Annotated in this window: 14 protein-coding genes; 9 read left to right on the plus strand and 5 right to left on the minus strand. The window is 41.6% G+C overall.

Features of this window, described 5'->3' with window-relative positions; genetic code table 11:
- Window positions 1-4 precede the first annotated feature (4 nt).
- The 4 genes from C9J40_RS15430 (at window position 5) to C9J40_RS15445 (ending at window position 7,195) form a co-directional block, all read left to right on the plus strand.
- On the plus strand, window positions 5-3,802 hold the full coding sequence (locus C9J40_RS15430; RefSeq protein ID WP_107247361.1) for an SbcC/MukB-like Walker B domain-containing protein: 3,798 nt from the start codon (window positions 5-7) through the stop codon (window positions 3,800-3,802).
- A gap of 187 nt (window positions 3,803-3,989) precedes the next feature.
- Window positions 3,990-4,679: a phosphate regulon transcriptional regulator PhoB gene (gene phoB, locus C9J40_RS15435; RefSeq protein WP_107205963.1), complete on the plus strand. Its 690-nt coding sequence runs from the start codon at window positions 3,990-3,992 to the stop codon at window positions 4,677-4,679.
- A 159-nt stretch (window positions 4,680-4,838) separates the two neighbouring features.
- Complete coding sequence (gene phoR, locus C9J40_RS15440; RefSeq protein WP_107247362.1) at window positions 4,839-6,170, plus strand: phosphate regulon sensor histidine kinase PhoR; 1,332 nt, start codon at window positions 4,839-4,841, stop codon at window positions 6,168-6,170.
- Between the two features lie 14 nt (window positions 6,171-6,184).
- On the plus strand, window positions 6,185-7,195 hold the full coding sequence (locus C9J40_RS15445) for a PstS family phosphate ABC transporter substrate-binding protein (RefSeq protein ID WP_233217656.1): 1,011 nt from the start codon (window positions 6,185-6,187) through the stop codon (window positions 7,193-7,195).
- A gap of 97 nt (window positions 7,196-7,292) precedes the next feature.
- Here C9J40_RS15445 and ppx read toward each other — a convergent pair whose 3' ends face one another.
- The 3 genes from ppx to C9J40_RS15460 all read right to left on the minus strand — a co-directional run bounded on the left by ppx (window position 7,293) and on the right by C9J40_RS15460 (window position 11,524).
- A complete protein-coding gene (gene ppx, locus C9J40_RS15450) occupies window positions 7,293-8,813 on the minus strand; it encodes an exopolyphosphatase (RefSeq protein ID WP_107247363.1) in 1,521 nt (506 codons plus the stop codon).
- Between the two features lies 1 nt (window position 8,814).
- On the minus strand, window positions 8,815-10,902 hold the full coding sequence (gene ppk1, locus C9J40_RS15455; protein ID WP_107205966.1) for a polyphosphate kinase 1: 2,088 nt from the start codon (window positions 10,900-10,902) through the stop codon (window positions 8,815-8,817).
- Between the two features lie 121 nt (window positions 10,903-11,023).
- Window positions 11,024-11,524 carry a glycine cleavage system protein R gene (locus C9J40_RS15460; protein ID WP_107205967.1) on the minus strand — a complete coding sequence of 167 codons (501 nt, stop codon included), beginning with the start codon at window positions 11,522-11,524 and terminating at the stop codon, window positions 11,024-11,026.
- Between the two features lie 287 nt (window positions 11,525-11,811).
- Here C9J40_RS15460 and C9J40_RS15465 point away from each other — a divergent pair, with 287 nt between their 5' ends.
- The 4 genes from C9J40_RS15465 to phoU are packed head-to-tail and all read left to right on the plus strand — an operon-like array spanning window position 11,812 to window position 17,281.
- Window positions 11,812-14,043 carry an ABC transporter permease subunit gene (locus tag C9J40_RS15465; protein WP_107247364.1) on the plus strand — a complete coding sequence of 744 codons (2,232 nt, stop codon included), beginning with the start codon at window positions 11,812-11,814 and terminating at the stop codon, window positions 14,041-14,043.
- A gap of 15 nt (window positions 14,044-14,058) precedes the next feature.
- Window positions 14,059-15,696, plus strand: coding sequence for a phosphate ABC transporter permease PstA (pstA, locus tag C9J40_RS15470; protein ID WP_107247365.1), 1,638 nt, complete (start codon window positions 14,059-14,061; stop codon window positions 15,694-15,696).
- Window positions 15,697-15,742: 46 nt separating this feature from the next.
- Window positions 15,743-16,561: a phosphate ABC transporter ATP-binding protein PstB gene (gene pstB, locus C9J40_RS15475; protein WP_107205970.1), complete on the plus strand. Its 819-nt coding sequence runs from the start codon at window positions 15,743-15,745 to the stop codon at window positions 16,559-16,561.
- Window positions 16,562-16,573: 12 nt separating this feature from the next.
- A complete protein-coding gene (gene phoU / locus C9J40_RS15480; protein WP_006646297.1) occupies window positions 16,574-17,281 on the plus strand; it encodes a phosphate signaling complex protein PhoU in 708 nt (235 codons plus the stop codon).
- Window positions 17,282-17,366: 85 nt separating this feature from the next.
- Here the strand turns inward: phoU and C9J40_RS15485 are convergent, their stop codons facing one another.
- Together C9J40_RS15485 and C9J40_RS15490 are read right to left on the minus strand one after the other, a co-directional pair.
- Window positions 17,367-18,110, minus strand: coding sequence for a copper homeostasis protein CutC (locus tag C9J40_RS15485; protein ID WP_107205971.1), 744 nt, complete (start codon window positions 18,108-18,110; stop codon window positions 17,367-17,369).
- A 220-nt stretch (window positions 18,111-18,330) separates the two neighbouring features.
- On the minus strand, window positions 18,331-18,942 hold the full coding sequence (locus C9J40_RS15490; protein WP_045084291.1) for a peroxiredoxin C: 612 nt from the start codon (window positions 18,940-18,942) through the stop codon (window positions 18,331-18,333).
- A gap of 131 nt (window positions 18,943-19,073) precedes the next feature.
- Between C9J40_RS15490 and C9J40_RS15495 the strand changes: the two genes are divergently transcribed.
- A complete protein-coding gene (locus C9J40_RS15495; protein WP_107247366.1) occupies window positions 19,074-19,970 on the plus strand; it encodes a hydrogen peroxide-inducible genes activator in 897 nt (298 codons plus the stop codon).
- Window positions 19,971-20,247 lie beyond the last annotated feature (277 nt).

Consider the following 20,247-nt stretch of genomic DNA (forward strand, 5'->3'; position numbering starts at 1 on the left):
AACAATGAAAATCCTTGCGCTTCGTGGTGAAAATTTAGCGAGTTTACAAACCAAATTTGAGATTGATTTTGCGGGTGGCAGATTAGGCGATGCTGGCTTGTTTGCGATCACAGGTAAAACAGGGGCAGGTAAATCAACCTTGCTCGATGCGATTTGTTTGGCGTTGTTTGATCGTATTCCGCGTTTGCAATCAAACAAAAAGAACGATGCTGAAATCGGTCGTGATGATGAAGATAACCGCATCAAAGCCAATGATGTGCGTAGTATTTTATCGCGCGGTAAAGGTGAAGGTTTTGCCGAAGTCGATTTTATTGCCAATGATGGTTCACATTGGCGTTCGCATTGGCATGTTCGTCGTGCGCGTGGTCGTGCAGAAGGCAAAATTCAAGCCGCTGAACAATGGTTAGAAAACATTGAAACAGGGCAGCGTTTCGCGGGTAAAAAACAAGAACTACAAGCAGAAATTGAAAAGCTGATTGGCTTGAACTTCGATCAGTTTCGTCGTGCTGTGATGTTGCCACAAGGCGAATTCGCGGCATTTCTAAAAGCAGGGGCTGATGAACGTGCAGCACTGTTAGAGCGTATGACGGGCGGTGAAATTTACGGTCGATTATCCATTGCGGCTCATGAACGTGCCAAAGATGAAAAGCTCAAACTGACGCAACTTCAAGGTAAGTTAGGTGATATCGCACTGTTAACTGACGAAGAGCGCGAAGCATTAAATACTCAATTGGTCAGTGCTCGTGAACAAGTAAATAGCCAGCAACAAAAGTTAGAGCAACTAAAACAGCATCAAGATGTGTTGGTGAATGCTGAAAAACTGACGCAGCGTATTGGTGAAAGTGAGCAGCAGTTAGTACAAGCTAAGCAAGACCAACAATTAGCCGCGCCGCGTTATTTGCAATTGACTAAATATGAGCAAGCACTGCCTGCTCGCGGTGATTTCACGCTATTAACCCAAGCGCAGCAACAAGTGCTCAAGTGGCAGCAATCATTGCAATCAGCGACCGCTGAATTAACGGCTAAGCAGCAGCAACAAGGGCAATTACAAACGAGTGTTGAGCAAAGCCAGCAGCAATTAGCGCAAAAACAACAGCTGTTAACCGATCTTGAGCCAAAACTAAAACAAGCGGCAAGTATTGAGCAAAAGCGTGATGCTTTACAGCAGCAAAGCGCAGAGTTACAGCAGCAATTAGCTGGCTTAAATAAAGACCTCACGATCCAGCGTGAGCAACTTGCGAGTAAGCAACAACAGCAACACGCCGCCCAGTTACAACAGCAACAAGTGACCGCTGCATTGGCTCAAACGCAAGGGGTAAAAGCCTTGGCTGAGCAGCAAAATGCGATTAAAGATAACATCAGCCAGTATCAACAAGCGCAAAGCCAAATTGCACAGCTGCAAACTGACATAAAACAGCGTGAAACAACATTAACGAGCGTGGCGCAGCAGCAGATCCAATTGGATAAACAGCTTTCTGCATTGGATCAGCAAAAGCTGCAATTAACGCAGCAAACTGCTGAGCACGATCTAACGGCATTAGAGCAATTACAAGATCAAGAACGCCAGCATTACGCTGCATATCAGCAATTAAGTAGTAAGCTAAAAGAGAGTTTATTCGGCCTAGATAAATGGCATGGTTTGCTTCAACAGCGTGATAAATCTCAGCTTCAGCAGCAAGGTTTAGTGACGAATATTGCTAGCTGTGAGCAACGTTTGGCGGCATTAGCGCCTGAGTTATTACAATTAGATGCTCAGCATAAAGAAGTAGAGCTTCAGCTAAACCAAAGCCGTGCTGTCATGAGCTTAAATGACTATCGCGAGCAGCTTGTTGAAGGTGAAGCTTGCCCACTGTGTGGCTCTGAAAATCATCCTTATCAGCAGCATAATCCGCAAGTTGAAAGCATTATTAGCCAACAACAACAGCGATTACAGCAATTAGCCCAGCAATTACAAGATGCTAATGCCGAGCAGCGCCAGCTAACTCAATCTGTCTTGCAAGAGAAGCAACGTCACACTGATATTGAGCAAGAAATTGCAGGTTTTAATAATACGATTCAGACGTTAGTTAACCAGCAGCAATGCCATTGGACCGATCTTATGGCAACGGATCTAAATGCCATTACTTTGACTGAAATTACCTTATCGACTGATAGCGATGTAGCTCAGCTTTCTCATTATCAAGCACATTGGTCACAAGCAGTCGATGATGCTAAATCGCAAATGCAGCAGATTAAAGTGCAGGGTGAACAGCGCAAAGTGCTGATTGAAGAGGTAAAGCAACAACAGCTTCAATTACAGCAATTAACTAAGCAAGAAGCTGATCTGAAAGAGCAAGGCTATCTGCTAACTCAGCAGCAAACTCAAGCGCAAGAACAATGTAATGCGTTTACGGCACAAGCTAATAATCTGCAAAACGTGATAGCTGAAAGACAGCAGGCGTTAATGACAATCTATGGTAATGACGCATGGATAAACGCATTAGCTCAGCAAGGTAAAGCGGGCTTTATTGCCGATTTAGAGCGCCAAGTTCAACAATATCAAACCAATATTGAGCAACAGCAATTGCTTGAAAAACAGCTGACAGAGCTTGCACCAGTGCTCGCAACATTAACCAATAGCGTTCAACATGGTGAGCAACAAGCCCATGAGTTAACTGCAAAAGTAGCCCGTCTTGCGAAAGAGCAACAGGTTTGTTGGCAACAACGTATTGAGCTTATTGGCGATCAGCCACTCGATACGATTGAACGCTTAGCCAAAGCCGATGTTGATGCACAGCAGCAACAATGCCAACAGCGACAAACACAATTAAACCAATTGGCAGAAGTGATTGCCGCAGAGTTAACCAAACAGCAGAACGCGACCCAACAATTAGCAGAATCTGAAACGGCGCAACAGAATCTACAACAAGTGTGGCAAGCATGGTTGGAAAAGCTCGCGTTAACGGAGGCTGAATTAACGGCGTTATTAAGTCACGATGAGGCATGGTTACAGCAAGAGCGCAGTGAGCTAAAACAGCTAGAGCAAGCGGTGTCGCAAGGCGAAACCATTGTTAAAGAAAGACAGCAAGCACAGGTGGATTATCAGCCGACGGTTGAATTAGCCAAGCAGTGGTTTAGTGAACATGACATTAGTGATGACGCCTCAACTCAGCAGCAATTGTTTAGCCAATGGCAGACGGAAAAATCGCAACTTGATGATCAAGTCTTCCAATTACGCCAACGTTTAGATTTAGGCGAACAAGCTGATAAACAAGCTGGTGATCTTCGCTCAGCATTAGCGACCCAGCAAACGCAAACCGAGCTATGGATGGAAATGAGTGATTTAATCGGCTCGGCTACGGGGAATAAATTCCGTACCTTGGCTCAAGGATTAACGCTGCAACAGCTAGTGATTAATGCCAACCATCACTTGCAAGATCTTGCGCCACGTTATGCGTTACAACCAGTACCGGGCAGCCCATTGGCGTTGCAGGTTATCGATCATGATATGGGTGATGAAGTACGTAGTGTGGAATCGCTTTCGGGGGGCGAGAGTTTCTTAGTGTCGTTGTCTTTGGCTTTAGCCTTAGCCTCACTGGCGGCAGATACGCGTCAACTCGGCTCTCTGTTTATTGATGAAGGATTTGGCACCCTAGATCCTGATAGTTTAGAAATGGCATTAGCCTGCCTTGATGCACTTCAAGCGGATGGTCGACAAATTGGTGTTATCTCTCATGTAGGTACTTTAGTTGAACGTATCGGGGTGCAAGTGGCGGTTGAAGCACAAGGGGGGGGGCGTAGTCATATTGCCATAAAAGGTTAATATAAATACGCATTAACCCATTGTAATTATTTAATATTTATCTCATTATTTTATAAATTATGAGAGTGTTTAAATGACACATATTCAACTTAGTTTATACTTTTATTACAACAAGTCACAAAAGTGTAATATTAAGAACACATAATGGCGCATGTCAGATGAAGCAAACGACTAGGTATATTTGATTATGGTAAGACGGATTCTTGTGGTAGAAGATGAAGCTCCAATTCGTGAAATGCTATGTTTCGTGTTGGAGCAAAAGGGCTATCAAGCGATCGAAGCTGAGGACTATGACACAGCACTAGAAAAAATGTGCGAACCTTATCCTGAGCTTATTCTCATGGACTGGATGTTACCCGGTGGTTCAGGTATTAACCTGATCAAACACCTTAAGCGCGATGAACTTACACGCCAAATCCCTGTTGTAATGTTAACAGCACGTGGTGAGGAAGAAGATAAAGTTCGTGGTCTTGAAGTAGGTGCGGATGATTACATCACTAAACCATTCTCTCCCAAAGAGTTAATGGCACGCTTAAAAGCGGTTATGCGTCGTGTGTCACCAACAGCATTAGATGATGTCATTGATGTGCAAGGGCTGAAATTAGATCCTGTATCGCATCGTGTGACATCGGATGATGAACCATTAGATATGGGCCCAACAGAGTTTAAAATGTTGCACTTCTTTATGACGCACCAAGAGCGCGTTTATAGTCGTGAACAGTTACTCAATAATGTTTGGGGCACTAACGTTTATGTTGAAGATCGTACTGTTGATGTTCACATTCGTCGTTTACGAAAAGCGTTAGAATCAGGTGGGCACGATAAGATGGTGCAAACGGTACGTGGAGCGGGCTATCGCTTCTCAACTCGCCCATAGTAATGATCCACAACCCACACTCGGGTTGGCTATATAAAGAAAAATACGAGCCTTCACCCATTATCGCAGTTCGATAAGGTTGGAGGTTGTGTTGTTTGTACGAGTAAAGAAATTTAATGTAACGGATCCATACCATAACTCCGTTACAAGGAGTAAAGCATGGTCGAAAGATTGTCATGGAAAAAATTGGTATGGGAGTTAATTCTGTTTTATCTACCGTGGATCATCCTTGGTCTGATTTTCGGTTATTTACCATGGTTTTTACTCGTCGCAACGTGGATTCAACTGATTTGGCATTTCCACAATCAATTGAAAATGTCTGATTGGTTATGGAAAGATCGTAGCCTTACTCCTCCTTCTGGTTCTGGTAGTTGGGAGCCGCTATTTAATGGCATGTATCGTTTACAACAACGTAATCGTCGCCGCCGTAAAGAATTAACCACCCTAATTCGTCGTTTCCGTAATGGTGCTGAATCGTTACCCGATGCAGTTGTTGTATTCCGCAGTGAAGGCAATATCGTTTGGTGCAATAAATTAGCGCAGCAATTATTGGGCTTACGTTGGCCTGATGATGCGGGTCAACCTATTAGTAACTTATTAAGAAGCCCTGATTTTGTTCGTTTTCTGGCAAGACAGTCTTTTGATACGCCATTAGAAATCACTTCACCAATGAACTATGACCGCACCTTAGAGCTGCGGATCATGCGTTATACCGAAGGTGAGTATTTGATGGCGGTACGTGATGTATCTCAGCTTAAGCAGCTTGAAGGTATGCGTCGTAATTTCTTTGCTAACGTTTCTCACGAATTGCGCACGCCAATGACGGTGCTGCAAGGTTATCTTGAAATGTCGTCAGATCCTGACATGCTATCGGGACCAATGTGGGATCGTGCACATGGGGTGATGACGGAGCAATTAGCGCGAATGAATGCGCTAGTTGAACAGTTATTAACCTTGTCAAAAATTGAAGCCGCTCCAACCATTGAGTTAGAGGAAGTGGTCGATGTACCTGCGATGTTAGATATTTTAGAAAAAGAAGCGATCTCACTCAGTGGGGATAAAAATCAGCATTTTAATTTTGAGATTGATCAGAGCTTAAGTGTCTTAGGAGATGATGATCAGCTACGTAGTGCGATTTCTAATTTGGTTTATAACGCGGTTAAACATACTCCAAGTGATGCTGATATTACGGTTCGTTGGTATCGCTCGCCTAACGGCGCAAGATTAGAAGTAACAGATAGTGGTGAGGGCATTGAAGCTCAGCATATTCATCGCTTAACAGAGCGTTTCTATCGTGTGGATAAAGCCCGTTCTCGTGAAACTGGCGGTAGTGGTTTGGGACTGGCGATTGTTAAACATGCTTTGAGCCATCATGACTCCCATTTAGAAATTGAAAGTGAGCTTGAAAAGGGCAGTACCTTTGCATTTACACTGCCGTCTCGATTAATTGCAGATAACACTCAAACGGCTGAATTAGCCGATGATATTTAGAAGTGATTAAAGAGATGAAATGTATAAGTAAGCGATTGAAATCTTTTACTGGGGTATTGTTGTTATTACTGGCTGGCAGCGCTCAGGCTGAAACTGAAACATCCAGTATAGAAACATCAAGCGTTAAAGCTGTAGAGCCAAGCTTATTGCCTTATCAGAAAGTGAGCGGCATTTCCGGTAACTTGTCGTCAGTTGGTTCAGATACCTTGGCGAACTTAATGACTTATTGGGCGGAAGAATTTAAACGTCGCTATCCAAACATCAATATTCAAATTCAAACGGCAGGGTCATCAACAGCGCCAACCGCATTAATTGAAGCGACAGCGCAACTTGGCCCGATGAGCCGAGCAATGAAAAACAAAGAAATTGAAGCATTTGAGCAAGAGTATGGTTATAAACCGACTGCGATTAAAGTTGCCGTTGATGCGCTTGCGGTGTTTGTGCATGAAGATAATCCATTAAAGGGGATTAACTTTGAGCAGTTAGATGCGATTTATTCACAAACCTTACGTTGTGGTGCATTAAAACCTATTACCAAATGGGGACAGCTAGGCTTGCCGGGTAGCTGGAAAGATCGTGGTATTCAGATCTATGGACGAAATTCAGTTTCAGGGACCTATGGCTATTTTAAAAAACATGCGCTATGTCGAGGGGATTTTCGTAACAATGTTAATGAGCAACCGGGATCGGCATCGGTTGTACAATCGGTATCAACTTCATTAAATGCGATTGGTTATTCCGGGATAGGCTATAAAACGACAGGGATTAAAGCGATACCTGTGGCGCGTGAAGGAGATGATTATGTTGAAGCGACGATTGAGAATTCAGTCAGTGGTCATTACCCATTATCCCGCTTTTTATATATTTATGTTAATAAACACCCGAACAAGCCGTTAGCACCGATGGAAGGGGAGTTTTTGCGCTTTATTCTATCGAGTGACGGCCAGAAAATTGTTCAAAAAGACGGTTATATTCCGTTACCCGTAAAGGTTGTTGAACAAAATATGGCTGCGCTTGGGCTGTAACTGTAGATGATGTTTACTGCCTAATAAGCTAAGTAGAAATGGTTAATTGACAACGCCAGCATTTCGCTGGCGTTGTTGTTTTAGCTGTTAGGTATAACTATGAGTCACTCAATTCATTAACTTCTAGCATCCATCCCGCTTTATGCCAATATTCTTGTTCCGTTCGCATATCTGCTGCGAGTAATTTATTTTGTGTTGTCCAACCGTTAGGTAAGGTTAATTGCCAGTGCTCTTTATCGGCCTTCACTTTTATATGTGGTAATGGTTCATCACTGCGCTGCCCATTTAACACCACGGCAATACGCAAGGTACGAATTAACGGGTAAAGATGTTTACGTTTATAGATGGTCAACTCGGGCATTTCTGTCAGTTTTAATGTTTTACGTTGATAGCGTACTAAGGTTGAAAGTACCGTTTGTTGTTCGATATTGAACCCTGGCATCGTGCTATGCCGAAGTAAGTATGCACTATGGCGATGAAATCCGGGATAGCTAATATTTAATCCAACCTCATGAAGTAACGCGCCCCATGATAGCAAGGTCGATAATTCATTTTTGTTCATGCCCGGTTGAGTATCTATTTGGTCGTAAATTTTAATCGCAGTTGTTTGAACACGTTTCGCTTGTGTGGTGTCGATATTGTATTGTTTTGCCATTGTATCAGCGGTACGAATACGAATGTCACTGTGACGGAATCGTTGTTCCATTTCATACAGTAACCCCTCGCGTAATGCGCCACTGGAAAAATGCATATCATCAATATCAAGCGCTTCAAACACAGCACTTAAGATCGCTACTCCAGCGGCAAAAACAGGCTTTCTCTCATCGGTTAAGCCCGGAAGTTCGAGATCATCTTGATGTTTAAAGGTGCTAATTTGATCAAGTAATCGGTTTAAACGAGATGATGTGATCACGCCATCGCTATGACCTTGAGCGATTAATACTTCACGGATAGCTTTAATGGTGCCAGATGAGCCCAAGGTTTTATCCCATCCAATATCGGTATATTTACTGGCGATACTTTCAAGCTTCTGGCGTGCTGCAAGTTGGGCCGCCGCAATATTTTTACGGCTGAGTTTTCCATTAGAAAAAAAGAGTTTGTTGTAGCTTACACACCCCATATGCTTGCTATATAAAATATGGGTATCAAATTCTTCACCAATGACTAATTCAGTGCTACCGCCACCGATATCGATCACCAGTTTTTTACCTTTATCGGGTTGGGTATGTGCAACGCCAAGATAAATTAAGCGGGCTTCTTCTGTTCCGGGAATGATCTCGATGGGGAAGGGTAAAATACGCTCAGCTCGTTGGAGAAAAATATGGGCATTTTGCGCCTGACGTAATGTGTACGTTGCCGCGATACGGACATTTTCAGGTTTAAAGCCTTGCAGTCTTTCGGCAAACATTGCAAGGCAGCTTAAGCCGCGATTCATGGCGGCTTGATCAAGGTTTAAATGTTTATCAAGCCCAGATGCAAGGTGGACTCTTTGTTTATGACGGCTGACAATTTGAAGGCTTTGACCAACAATGCGAGCCACAACCATATGAAAGCTATTTGAACCGATATCGATAGCTGCTATTTCGCGAGGTTGTGGCGAAGAATTAGTTTTTGTCATTTTATTTCTCTGTTTTTTCAGCGTGCTTTTTCAGTTTTTTCTCGCTGTGTTTCAGATAATCATAAATTGCCGTTTGTGAGCGAATTTTTCGTCTATTACCACGCGGTACATAATGGTTATGCATGCCTTCATCGATAATACGTGCTTTGACAGTATCGCAAAGTTGGATATTAAGAATATCGATAATACGTTGTTTTAACACCGGTGAATTAATAGGGCACCCGACTTCAATACGATTATCAATATTCCGGCTCATCCAATCAGCTGATGAAATATAAACCTCAGTATCACCATTATTTTCAAATACCGCGACGCGAGGATGCTCTAGAAATCTGTCGATAATACTGATCGCGGTAATGTTGTCGCTGATCCCCTTAATCCCGGGAATTAATGAACACATACCTCGAACAATTAATTTGATTTTCACGCCGCTATTACTGGCTTGATATAGCATATTAATCAAACCTCTATCGACGAGGTTATTGACCTTAAGTGTAATACCTGATGGTAACTTTTGCTTAGCATGAGCTATTTCTCTATCAATGAGTTCATACAATCGAGAGCGAGAGTTACGCGGGGATACGATTAAATGGTTAAATTTAACGGGGCGATATGGGTTTGCGATATAAGCAAAGACTTGTTTTACTTCATCGGTAATGGCTTTTTCACAGGTTAGGAGTGAAAAGTCGGTATAAATTCGAGCGGTTTTTTCATTAAAGTTACCCGTACCGATATGCGCATATCGAACCAGCTCGCCTGATTCTTTACGGGTGATTAGGCAAAGTTTGGAGTGGATTTTTAACCCTGGCACACCAAAAATAACGTTTACTCCAGCCTCAGTGAGACGCCTTGCCCATTCAATATTGGCTTCTTCATCAAAGCGTGCTTGCAGTTCGACAACGACAGTTACACTCTTACCGTTGTTGGCAGCATCAATCATTGATTCAATAATGCGTGAGTTTTTAGCAACACGATAAATATTGATTTTAATGCTACGGACTTTGGGATCGTAAGAGGCTTGTCGTACCAACTCAGTTATATGACTAAAGGTGTGGTATGGGTAATACAATAAAATATCTTGCGCTTTGATGGCATCAAAGGCATTACGAGCCGATGTAAATTGATAGCTTTTAATTGGCGGAAGATCTTTGTTCTCTAAATAGCTTCTACCGACATTAGGGAAACCAATAAAGTCTTTAAAATTGTGATAACGGCCACCGGGGATCACACTGTCATAGCTTGATACTTGGAGTTTATCGCATAACACATTGATCATATCACCCGGCATATCACGTTGATATACAAAACGTACAGGCATCGCAGTTAGGCGTTGATTTAACCCTTCTGACATTTGTTCTAGCAAGCTGTGTTCAACTTCTTGGCTGAGATCGTATTCTGCATCGCGGGTCATTTTCATCGCAAATACGGCAAGTTCGTCATATTCAAAAAAGCCGTTGAATAAATCATCGATACAAAGTCGAATAATATTATCAAGCAAGATAAGGGTTTTATGACGTTTCCCTTTGGTTTTGGGTAATTGAACAAAACGGGGCAGTTGATCAGTTGGGATCTCTATTAACGCATAATGGGTTTCATGGTTTTTGGTCATAGCGACAGCAAGATAGGAGTATTCATCCTTGAGGACTTGCAGTATGTCGACATCGTCAGTAAGTAAAATCGGGGTAACATGGGGCAAAATGGTGTGTTGGAAATAATGTTTCAACCATGCTTTCTGGCTGTCTTCTAACTGTAATTCATTAACTAAAAAGATATGACGACGCGCCATTTCTAACAATATTTCATTGTATAGCGTATCAAAATCTTGATTTAGCTTTAGTACTCGACTTTGGATCTTGCTCAATAATTTTTTGGCTTGATCACTGCCACCTTGTGCTTCATGAATTAAAATTTGGCGCTTCACATCAGCAAAGCGGACTTTGTAGAACTCATCTGTATTGCTAGAAAAAATACCGAGAAATCGTACTCGTTCAATGAGAGGAACAGACTTGTCTGCTGCTTCTTGTAATACTCGTTCGTTAAAAGAGAGCCAACTTAGCTCTTTTTCAATATATAGATTTTCGGTAGTCATGCGCGGTGTTCGTCCTTGTTACTTTGCATTATAAAACTAAGCTGTTTGTGGCAAATATAAGGTATTAGCGTTACAGTGAGATGTAAATTTGAGTGATTGTTTTATCAGCCAGATATTTAAATTATTGTTCAATATCTATGGTTAAATCATCGGCTAATAATTCTAATTGTTCTTGTACGGTATCCATGCTGAGATCGGTTGGCAGCTCGAGTTGAAATTGCGCGGTAAAAATCGGGTATCCCCAGTTAGGTGCGCTTTCCGTTTTCGTTTTGAGCTTGTAGATGTTTATGCCTAGTTGATGCAGATGGGTCGTGACGTCTTTAACAATCCCTAACCGATCATTACCTGTAACGGTTAATTTCTGCATTTGCTGTTGTGAGGAAGCTTTGATTTGTGCTTCTACAATGTGGATCTGCAACCCCGAAATTTGCGATAATGCATCGCTAAGTTGTTGAATGTGTTGAGGGGAAACTTCAACTTGAACAATCCCTGCAAATTGGCCACTTAGCTGAGTTAATGAACTTTTTAGCCAATTCGCATGGTTGTTATATACCGTGTCTGAAAGTTGCTCTACCAGTCCCGTTTTATCTTTACCTATAACAGTAATTATGAGTTGTTTCATTACAGCTCTCCTTATTTGTAATGGTTGTTGATGCCGTGACAATTAGCAACAAACTTATTGATACTTATCAATAATTATCCTAATAACCATTTATGCTGTCTATGGTTGAAATGGACATAAATGAGTAAATGCGTAAGTTGTCATGATTTATTGATTGTTAATGACATTCTCTTTCAGTTCTGATTTATAAATTTGTGCACTATGTAATTTTGAGTAATATCACCTGTAATAAAAGTGTCATGTAATAGAAATACACTTTAGTCCGTATAAATAGGTTTGAGGTAATAATGGCACACGCCAGTTCGTTTTTAATGGGAGAAAATCATCTTCGTCGAATGAAAGATAAGTTAGCGCGTTTAGGTGTGACGGCTGGCGGTATTTTTGTACTTGTAACCTTGGTACTGATTTTTTTCTATTTACTCTACGTTATTGTTCCGATTTTCTCTTCTGTTTCGGTTAAACCAACCTCCCAGTTCTCATTGACCTTGCCGGGGCACACTGCGCGAGTAGGCATTGATGATAGTAATACCTTAGCTTATCGTTTTACCACGGAAGGCCAGGTAGATTTTATCCGACTATCACCACCGCCAGCATCAGGACAGGTGATTAAACAACAGACACTTGTTAATGATCCTACTGCCGTTGCAACCAGTTTGCCGCGGGATGGATTGGTCGCCTATGCATTGGCGGGTGGCCAAGTAAAAATAGTGAAAGCTGATTTTAATTTCACGTTTGATCAAAACAAAAAGCAGCTATTTCCGGTTATTGATTACCCTGTTGGAAAAGCGTCATTATCTATCGTTGCCAAACAAGATATTATTGATAAATTAGCCATATCAGGGCGTGATAACACTATTATTTTAGCCGCTTATACTAACCAAGATAAACTCTCTGTGGTTAGGTTCTCTCATTCAGAAATGAGCGCAGCAGATGATAAAACATGGCACCAATTTCAATTTAATATTGATGATGTACCTGCGAGTGTTGAGCAGCTTGTATTAACGCCTGACGGTAAAACACTTTATGTTTTAAGTGGTAAAACACTCTTTACTTATTCTCTTCAACATCAGCACGCGGTATTGAGACAAACAACGAAACTCTCTAATGATAAAACAGTAACGCCTGAGCGGATTAATTTATTATCAGGGGCGAATTCCTTATTAGTAACAAACTCTAATAATACGATCACCCAATGGTTTGAAGTGGTCAAAGAGGGGAAACGTCAATTAGTGAAGGTGCGAGATTTCCTTTTTTCTTCTAGCCCTATTGTGAAAATCGTCCCTGAGTATTACCGCAAAGGCTTTTTTGTTATTCAACAAGATGGTCGAGTATCGGCTTATTATACCTCTGAGCGTGATGTGATTTATCAAGATCAGGTATTTGAGACTGTCCCTCAAGATATCGCTATATCACCAAAAGCGAATATGTTGCTCACGCTAGATAATGGTAAGTGGCAAACCTATAAAGTGAATAATTCCCATCCGGATATTGGTATTTCATCACTGTGGCAAGAAGTGTGGTACGAGGGATATCCTGAGCCTGATTATGTTTGGCAATCAACGTCAGCAAGTGACGAGTTTGAACCCAAATTAAGCTTGGTGCCGATTATTTTTGGCACATTGAAAGCTGCGTTTTTTTCGATGTTATTTGCGATACCGTTGGCACTGGCGGGTGCGATTTATACCGCTTACTTTATGTCCTCTAAAGTGCGTCGATTAATCAAGCCAACGATTGAATTAATGGAAGCTTTACCGACGGTGATCTTAGGTTTTTTAGCTGGAATTTGGCTTGCACCTATCGTTGATCAGAATCTGACTGGGGTTGCCTTAAGCTTTATTACATTACCGATAAGCATGATTGTAATTGGTTTTATTTGGTCAATGTTACCTGGACAATGGCGTTCACGTATCCCTCATGGTTTTCACATCGCTATTTTGATCCCGATGATCGTCTTGATCGGTTATGGCTGTTTTGCGGTGAGTCCATGGTTGTCTCAGTGGCTATTTGGCAGCGATTTACAAAGTTATTTATCTCATGATTATGGTATTGGTTACGATCAACGTAATGCGTTAATTGTTGGTATCGCAATGGGGTTTGCGGTGATCCCCACTATTTTCACGATTGCAGAAGATGCAGTGTTCTCTGTCCCTAGCCATTTAACGAAAGGTTCTTTGGCATTGGGTGCGACGCAATGGCAAACCTTAACCAAAGTGGTTTTGCTAACAGCAAGCCCAGGTATTTTCTCGGCGGTAATGATGGGGCTAGGTCGAGCTGTTGGAGAAACGATGATTGTATTGATGGCGACGGGGAATACCCCTGTTATGGATTGGAATTTATTACAGGGCTTAAGAACATTGGCTGCAACCATTGCGATTGAAATGCCTGAATCGGAAGTGGCAAGTTCGCATTATCGCGTATTGTTTTTAGCGGCGTTTGTATTGTTCGTCTTTACCTTTGTATTCAATACAATCGCTGAGGTTGTGAGGCAACGTTTACGTGAAAAATACAGTTCACTATAAGAGAGGGAGGTGATCATGATTAAATGGTTTAAATCTGGCTCTCCTTGGATTTGGGTAACTGCGGGTGCGGTTAGCCTAAGCCTTGTTGCTGTTTTAGGATTATTATTACTTATTGGTTATAAAGGCTTAAGCTACTTTTGGCCTTCACCTGTTTATCAATTCGATATTGATATTGCAGGTAAACACCAAACCGTGATTGGTGAGTTGTATGACAGTAAAGCGATCCCGTTGCAGCAGTTGCGTGAAGCTGGGGTTGATGTTTCTCATATGCCTGGTCCGGTTGAGATGCGTTATCTCATCAAAATTGGTAATCGTGAACGAGTGGGCACCGACTTTTTTACGGTATTAAAAAGCCAAATAAAACATCAAGAAATAGCGAAAAACATTGCTGTTGTCGATCGAGAAACGAATGGTAAGTTTTATGGCTATCCTATCGCAATCATGGCAAATGGTGTGCGTAATAGCATGGACTATTTACCTATCGCGTTAAGTGAAGCTTCTGCAATTAGAACTGAATTAAAGAAACTACAACAGATCGAAATTGCAGATACGAATTGGCATTTAGAAAAGCTACGTTTAGAAAAGCGTCAATTAGCTTTAAAAGATAAATTAACGTCTGACGAAAAAGCACGGATTGAACGTGAGGAACTGAACTATAAAACGATTTATAAAAACATTGAAAATCGTTTGTTTTCGCTACAGTCTCAATTAGATAGTGCCAGTTTATTACTTCGAGATAGCCAAGGTAAAACAATCACCTTATCGATGTCTCAAGTATTAGATATTTGGTATCCCAATAATTTAACCTTCATTGAAAAGTTTCAGCATTGGGGGAAACAGGTTTATAAGTTTTTAACCGAAGCGCCCCGTGAAGCTAATACCGAAGGCGGTGTTTTTCCGGCAATCTTTGGTACGGTATTTATGGTATTGCTAATGAGTGTCATGGTGACGCCATTAGGTGTGTTAGCCGCAATTTATCTTCATGAATATGCAGGGAATAATAACTTTACAAAGGTCATACGTATTGCGGTGATTAATCTTGCGGGTGTACCGTCTATTGTCTATGGAGTGTTCGGGTTAGGCTTTTTTGTGTACATGGTAGGGGGGACAATTGATGATGTCTTTTTCTCTGCCCAATTGCCGACACCAACATTTGGCACCCCTGGGATTTTATGGTCGGCATTAACATTGGCGATCATGACATTACCGGTTGTTATTGTTTCAACAGAAGAAGGTTTATCGCGAATACCGAGTTCGGTGAGAAATGGTTCTTTGGCATTAGGCGCAACTCAAGCTGAAACGTTATGGCGTATAGTGCTCCCTATGGCAAGCCCTGCAATTATGACGGGGTTGATTTTAGCGGTGGCAAGGGCGGCGGGTGAAGTGGCACCGTTGATGTTAGTTGGGGTTGTAAAAATGGCACCAACATTACCCGTAGATGTGCATTTTCCTTTTGTTCACCTTGATCGTAAGTTTATGCATTTGGGGTATCATATTTATGATGTTGCGTTCCAAAGCCCGAATGTTGAAGCGGCAAGACCCTTGGTTTACGCGACGTCATTTTTATTAGTGACGGTGATTGTAAGTTTGAATTTAACCGCAATTGGGATCCGTAATCATCTGCGTGAAAAATTTCGCTCGTTAGAGTTGTGAGCCAACGTAGTGCGATGAGTATTCGATTATTAACAGAGAGAACATTATGTATTCTGCTTCACCATCAATAGGTTTATTTGAACCCGTCGATCTCTCTTCGTTACCCGATGAGCAAACGGCATTATCGATTGAAGGTTTGAACCTACACTATGGTAAAACGCAAGCTTTGTATAATATCAATATGCGTATTCCTAAAGGTCAGGTTACTGCATTTATCGGCCCTTCAGGTTGTGGTAAATCAACGTTATTAAGTTGTATTAACCGAATGAACGATTTGATTGAAGGCTGCCATGTCGATGGTAAAATTATGCTACATGGACAAAATATCTACGATACAAAAGTGGATGTTGCGTCATTACGTCGTCGTGTAGGAATGGTGTTTCAACGCCCGAATCCTTTTCCTAAATCCATATATGAAAATGTGGTTTATGGTTTACGTCTACAAGGGATCAGTGATCGACGTATTTTAGATGATGCGGTTGAAAGTTCATTGCGTTCGGCAGCGTTATGGGATGAAGTAAAAGACAGGTTGCATGAAAATGCGTTTGGTTTATCAGGAGGCCAACAGCAGCGTTTAGTGATTGCGCGTGCGATTGCTATTGAACCTGAGATATTACTACTTGATGAGCCAACATCAGCGCTGGATCCAATATCAACCTTAACGATTGAAGAGTTGATTAATGATCTAAAAACCAAATATACCGTGATTATCGTGACACATAACATGCAGCAAGCAGCACGGGTGTCAGATCAAACAGCTTTTATCTATATGGGAGAGCTGGTGGAATACTCGAGCACCAATGATATTTTCACCACCCCAAGAGAAAAACGTACTGAAGATTATATTACAGGACGTTATGGTTAAGGACACACCATCATGTTAAATAACATTAGCCTTGGTCGACATATTTCTGGTCAGTTTAATCATGAATTAGAAAGTATTCGTACCCATGTTTTAGCGATGGGCGGCTTAGTTGAACAGCAGTTGGCAGATGCCTTAAAAGCACTGCATAAACAAGAAGAAGATTTGGCGAAACGCGTGATCCAAGATGATCGCAAAGTTAATGCAATGGAAGTCGCAATCGATGAGGCGTGTACGCGTATTATTGCTAAACGCCAACCGACAGCCAGTGACTTACGTCTTGTTATCGCAATTATAAAAACCATTACCGATTTAGAACGTATTGGTGACGTGGCGGAAAGTATTGCTAAAGTCGCACTAGGCAATTTTACTAATAAGCAATATAACTTGTTAGCATCGTTAGAATCTTTAGGTCAAAACGCAGTACGCATGTTACATGAAGTGCTAGATGCTTTCGCCCGTATGGATGTTAAAGCCGCGATTGATGTTTATCAAACGGATGATCGAATTGATCGAGAATATGAAGCAATTATTCGTCAACTGATGACTTACATGAAAGAAGATCCCGATTCTATTCCTAGTGTGATGAAGGTGATGTGGGCGGCGCGCTCTATTGAACGTGTGGGGGATCGTTGCCAAAATATTTGTGAATACATTATCTATTTCGTGCAAGGTAAAGATATTCGCCACACTAACCCAGAAGATATTACCAACTTCCTATAATACTCGGGATACATGAATCTGTAATAAGGGCGCTGAGCTTGATTTAGAAGCTTAGCGCTCTTTTTAGTTGTGTTCATTTACCGGCTTATTCTCTTCTCAGCTTAGATTTGACACTTTTGATCGTATCAATACTTGTTACTGGGATTTGAAAATCATCAAAGATGGCGTTGCCCATATGTGCACTAGAAGTGTGATTTAATATTTTACTGGGGCGCGTTGTTTTACCAGAAAGATGCACTTCTTTTATTCCCGTTTCTGCAACTAAGGTTTGAACATTATCTGGTGTGACGCCAGCGCCTGCCATAATACTGAGCCTATCACCACAATAGCGAACCATTTTTTTGATCATAGCGGCGCCTTCAGGTGCGGTAGCTTCAAGCCCAGATGTCAGTACGCGCTCGCAGCCGCAGCTCATAATGGTATCTAATGCTGCAAAAGGATCGACACATTGATCGATGGCTCGATGAAAAGTCACCCCTAAGCCTTTCGCTTGTTTTATTAAGCTCGCAACGGTTGTGCTATCGATAAGGCTTTGTTCTGTGAGTGCGCCAATGACGATTCCTTGTAATCCTGCTTGATGGGCTGCATGAATGTCGGCAAGCATGATCTCAATATCGTCACCACTAAATAAAAAGTCACCTTGGCGTGGTCTGATCATGGCGTAAACCGGAATGTGTGCTTGTTTTGCGGCTAAGTGCATAAAACCAGCACTTGGCGTTAACCCGCCTAGTGCGAGAGAGGAACACAACTCGATGCGTGTTGCGCCACCTTGTTGGGCATAGTGGAGTGATTCAAGATTATCGATACAAACTTCAAGTTGAATAGACATAATTTTTAATGAAATAAAAAGCGTGTATTGCAGTGTAGAGGATTGGCAAGGTAGGAGCGAACAAAGACGGGATATAATGTGCGATTGGTTGTAAATTACAGATAAAAAAAGGGCCTGGTATAATCCAAGCCTCATTATATTTCTTATCTTTGAGCTGACTGTAGCTTTATGTTTAGCTGATTGTCAGAAATAACACCGTGAGCATGGTGTTATTAGATAATTATTTCTTACCTAGGTCTGCAGTGTGCTCAGATAGGTAGTCTGCTACACCTTTTGGTGATGCGTCCATACCTGCTTTACCTTCTTCCCACTGTGCTGGACATACTTCACCGTGTTTTTGGTGGAAGTTTAATGCGTCAACCATGCGTAGCATTTCGTCGATGTTACGGCCTAGAGGTAGATCGTTAACCACTTGGTGACGTACAAGGCCATCTTCGTCGATTAGGAAAGAACCACGGAAAGCAACGCCTGCTTCTGGGTGCTCAACGTCGTAAGCTTTACAAATTTCATGCTTAACGTCAGCAACTAGTGGGTACTTAACTTGACCGATACCGCCGTCTTCAACAGCAGTGTTACGCCATGCATTGTGAGAGAATTGAGAATCGATAGAAACACCAATTACTTCAACACCTTTCGCTTGGAAATCTTCGAAACGCTTGTCAAAAGCGATCAGCTCAGATGGACATACGAATGTGAAGTCTAGTGGATAGAAGAAAACTACCGCTTTTTTACCTTTAGTGAACTCTGCAAAGTTGAAGTTATCAACGATTTCGCCGTTACCTAGAACAGCTGCAGCAGTAAAATCTGGTGCTTGACGACCTACTAGTACCATTTTGGTGCTCCTGAAATATTGGGTTTTGCTAACCTTCGGTGGTTAGCTCCATACTTGGACGAGACAAACTATAGCCAAACTGTTAAATTGAAAAAAGCGGAATAAACAGATTGAAGTAATCGAAAAATACGATGAATAAGTTTCCCTCGTTAAAACAATTGCATTACCTAGTTACTTTATCGGAAACTCGGCACTTTGGCGAAGCGGCAAAAAAGTGTTTTGTGAGCCAGTCGACACTTAGTTCGGGGATCCAGAATTTAGAAGATTTATTGAGTTGCCAACTTATTGAGCGTGATAATAAATCCCTTGTTTTTACCAGTATGGGGGATGAGGTTGTGGTGCGTTCCCGTGAGTTACTGGCACGCAGCCAAGATTTAATTGAATTGTCCCATTCTGCCGGTGATGGTATGGAAGGTCCTCTTCGTGTGGGATGTATTCCAACGATAGCGCCTTTTCTATTGTGTGATTTGGTGCAGGAGGTTAATCGACGCTATCCCAACCTTAACTTACTCTTACGAGAAGATACGACCACGAATTTACTTACAGCTCTACGCAATGGTGAAATGGATGTTCTGATCCTTGCACTACCGATTGAGATTAACGGTATGCACAGTAAAGTGGTTGGGCGTGATGCATTTAAAATGGTGATCAGTAAAAACCAAGCTGAACGTGTCTCTGTACCGTTACGTTATGCAGATTTACCTGATGAATCCGTCTTCTTACTAGAAAAAGAGCATTGTTTAACTGAGCATGCTGTTTCTGCGTGTAAGCTAACAACGAAAGAAAAAATTAATCCATTCACTGCAACTAGCTTGCATACCTTGGTTCAGATGGTAGCCAATGGATTAGGAACGACATTTATTCCCCAAATGGCAATTGAGCACGGTATCTTAGATAACCAGAATCTGGTGGTGATTGAGCCACCAGGCCAAGCGGCATTTCGTGAAATAGGATTAGTTTGGCGACCAACGTCTAGTAGGGTTAATACCTTTGAAAAGCTTGCCTCTCTCGTTGAAACCTTATTATAAGTAAATTATCACTATATTAGAGAAGTCTGAATGGGTGCCGTTATTATTTGAAATGATAATAAGTGGTATTTTTCAGGCTTTTTTTATTTAACTTTGTCGTCATAATAAAAAATCATTAATTTGGATTAAAATATCGAAAATTCTCAATTAAACGGCATTTTAATCTTTTTGTTGTAATGGGTTTAAGTTGCTGTTTTGATGGATTATTTTGTTTTGCGTCACAAACAAAGAATAGTGATATTTATCAGTATATTCCTCCTTTGTTTAACTACAGTCT

Origin of the sequence: Photobacterium sp. GB-72 (genome assembly GCF_003026095.1) — a bacterium.
GTDB lineage: Bacteria > Pseudomonadota > Gammaproteobacteria > Enterobacterales > Vibrionaceae > Photobacterium.

Coding starts and splice junctions, on each gene's coding strand:
- phoU (WP_006646297.1), top strand. CDS start 16,574: ATGTTAAATAACATTAGCCTTGGTCGACATATTTCTGGTCAGTTTAAT.
- pstA (WP_107247365.1), top strand. CDS start 14,059: ATGATTAAATGGTTTAAATCTGGCTCTCCTTGGATTTGGGTAACTGCG.
- C9J40_RS15490 (WP_045084291.1), bottom strand. CDS start 18,942: ATGGTACTAGTAGGTCGTCAAGCACCAGATTTTACTGCTGCAGCTGTT.
- phoR (WP_107247362.1), top strand. CDS start 4,839: ATGGTCGAAAGATTGTCATGGAAAAAATTGGTATGGGAGTTAATTCTG.
- phoB (WP_107205963.1), top strand. CDS start 3,990: ATGGTAAGACGGATTCTTGTGGTAGAAGATGAAGCTCCAATTCGTGAA.
- ppx (WP_107247363.1), bottom strand. CDS start 8,813: ATGACAAAAACTAATTCTTCGCCACAACCTCGCGAAATAGCAGCTATC.
- C9J40_RS15430 (WP_107247361.1), top strand. CDS start 5: ATGAAAATCCTTGCGCTTCGTGGTGAAAATTTAGCGAGTTTACAAACC.
- C9J40_RS15465 (WP_107247364.1), top strand. CDS start 11,812: ATGGCACACGCCAGTTCGTTTTTAATGGGAGAAAATCATCTTCGTCGA.
- C9J40_RS15445 (WP_233217656.1), top strand. CDS start 6,185: ATGAAATGTATAAGTAAGCGATTGAAATCTTTTACTGGGGTATTGTTG.
- ppk1 (WP_107205966.1), bottom strand. CDS start 10,902: ATGACTACCGAAAATCTATATATTGAAAAAGAGCTAAGTTGGCTCTCT.
- C9J40_RS15460 (WP_107205967.1), bottom strand. CDS start 11,524: ATGAAACAACTCATAATTACTGTTATAGGTAAAGATAAAACGGGACTG.
- C9J40_RS15485 (WP_107205971.1), bottom strand. CDS start 18,110: ATGTCTATTCAACTTGAAGTTTGTATCGATAATCTTGAATCACTCCAC.
- C9J40_RS15495 (WP_107247366.1), top strand. CDS start 19,074: ATGAATAAGTTTCCCTCGTTAAAACAATTGCATTACCTAGTTACTTTA.
- pstB (WP_107205970.1), top strand. CDS start 15,743: ATGTATTCTGCTTCACCATCAATAGGTTTATTTGAACCCGTCGATCTC.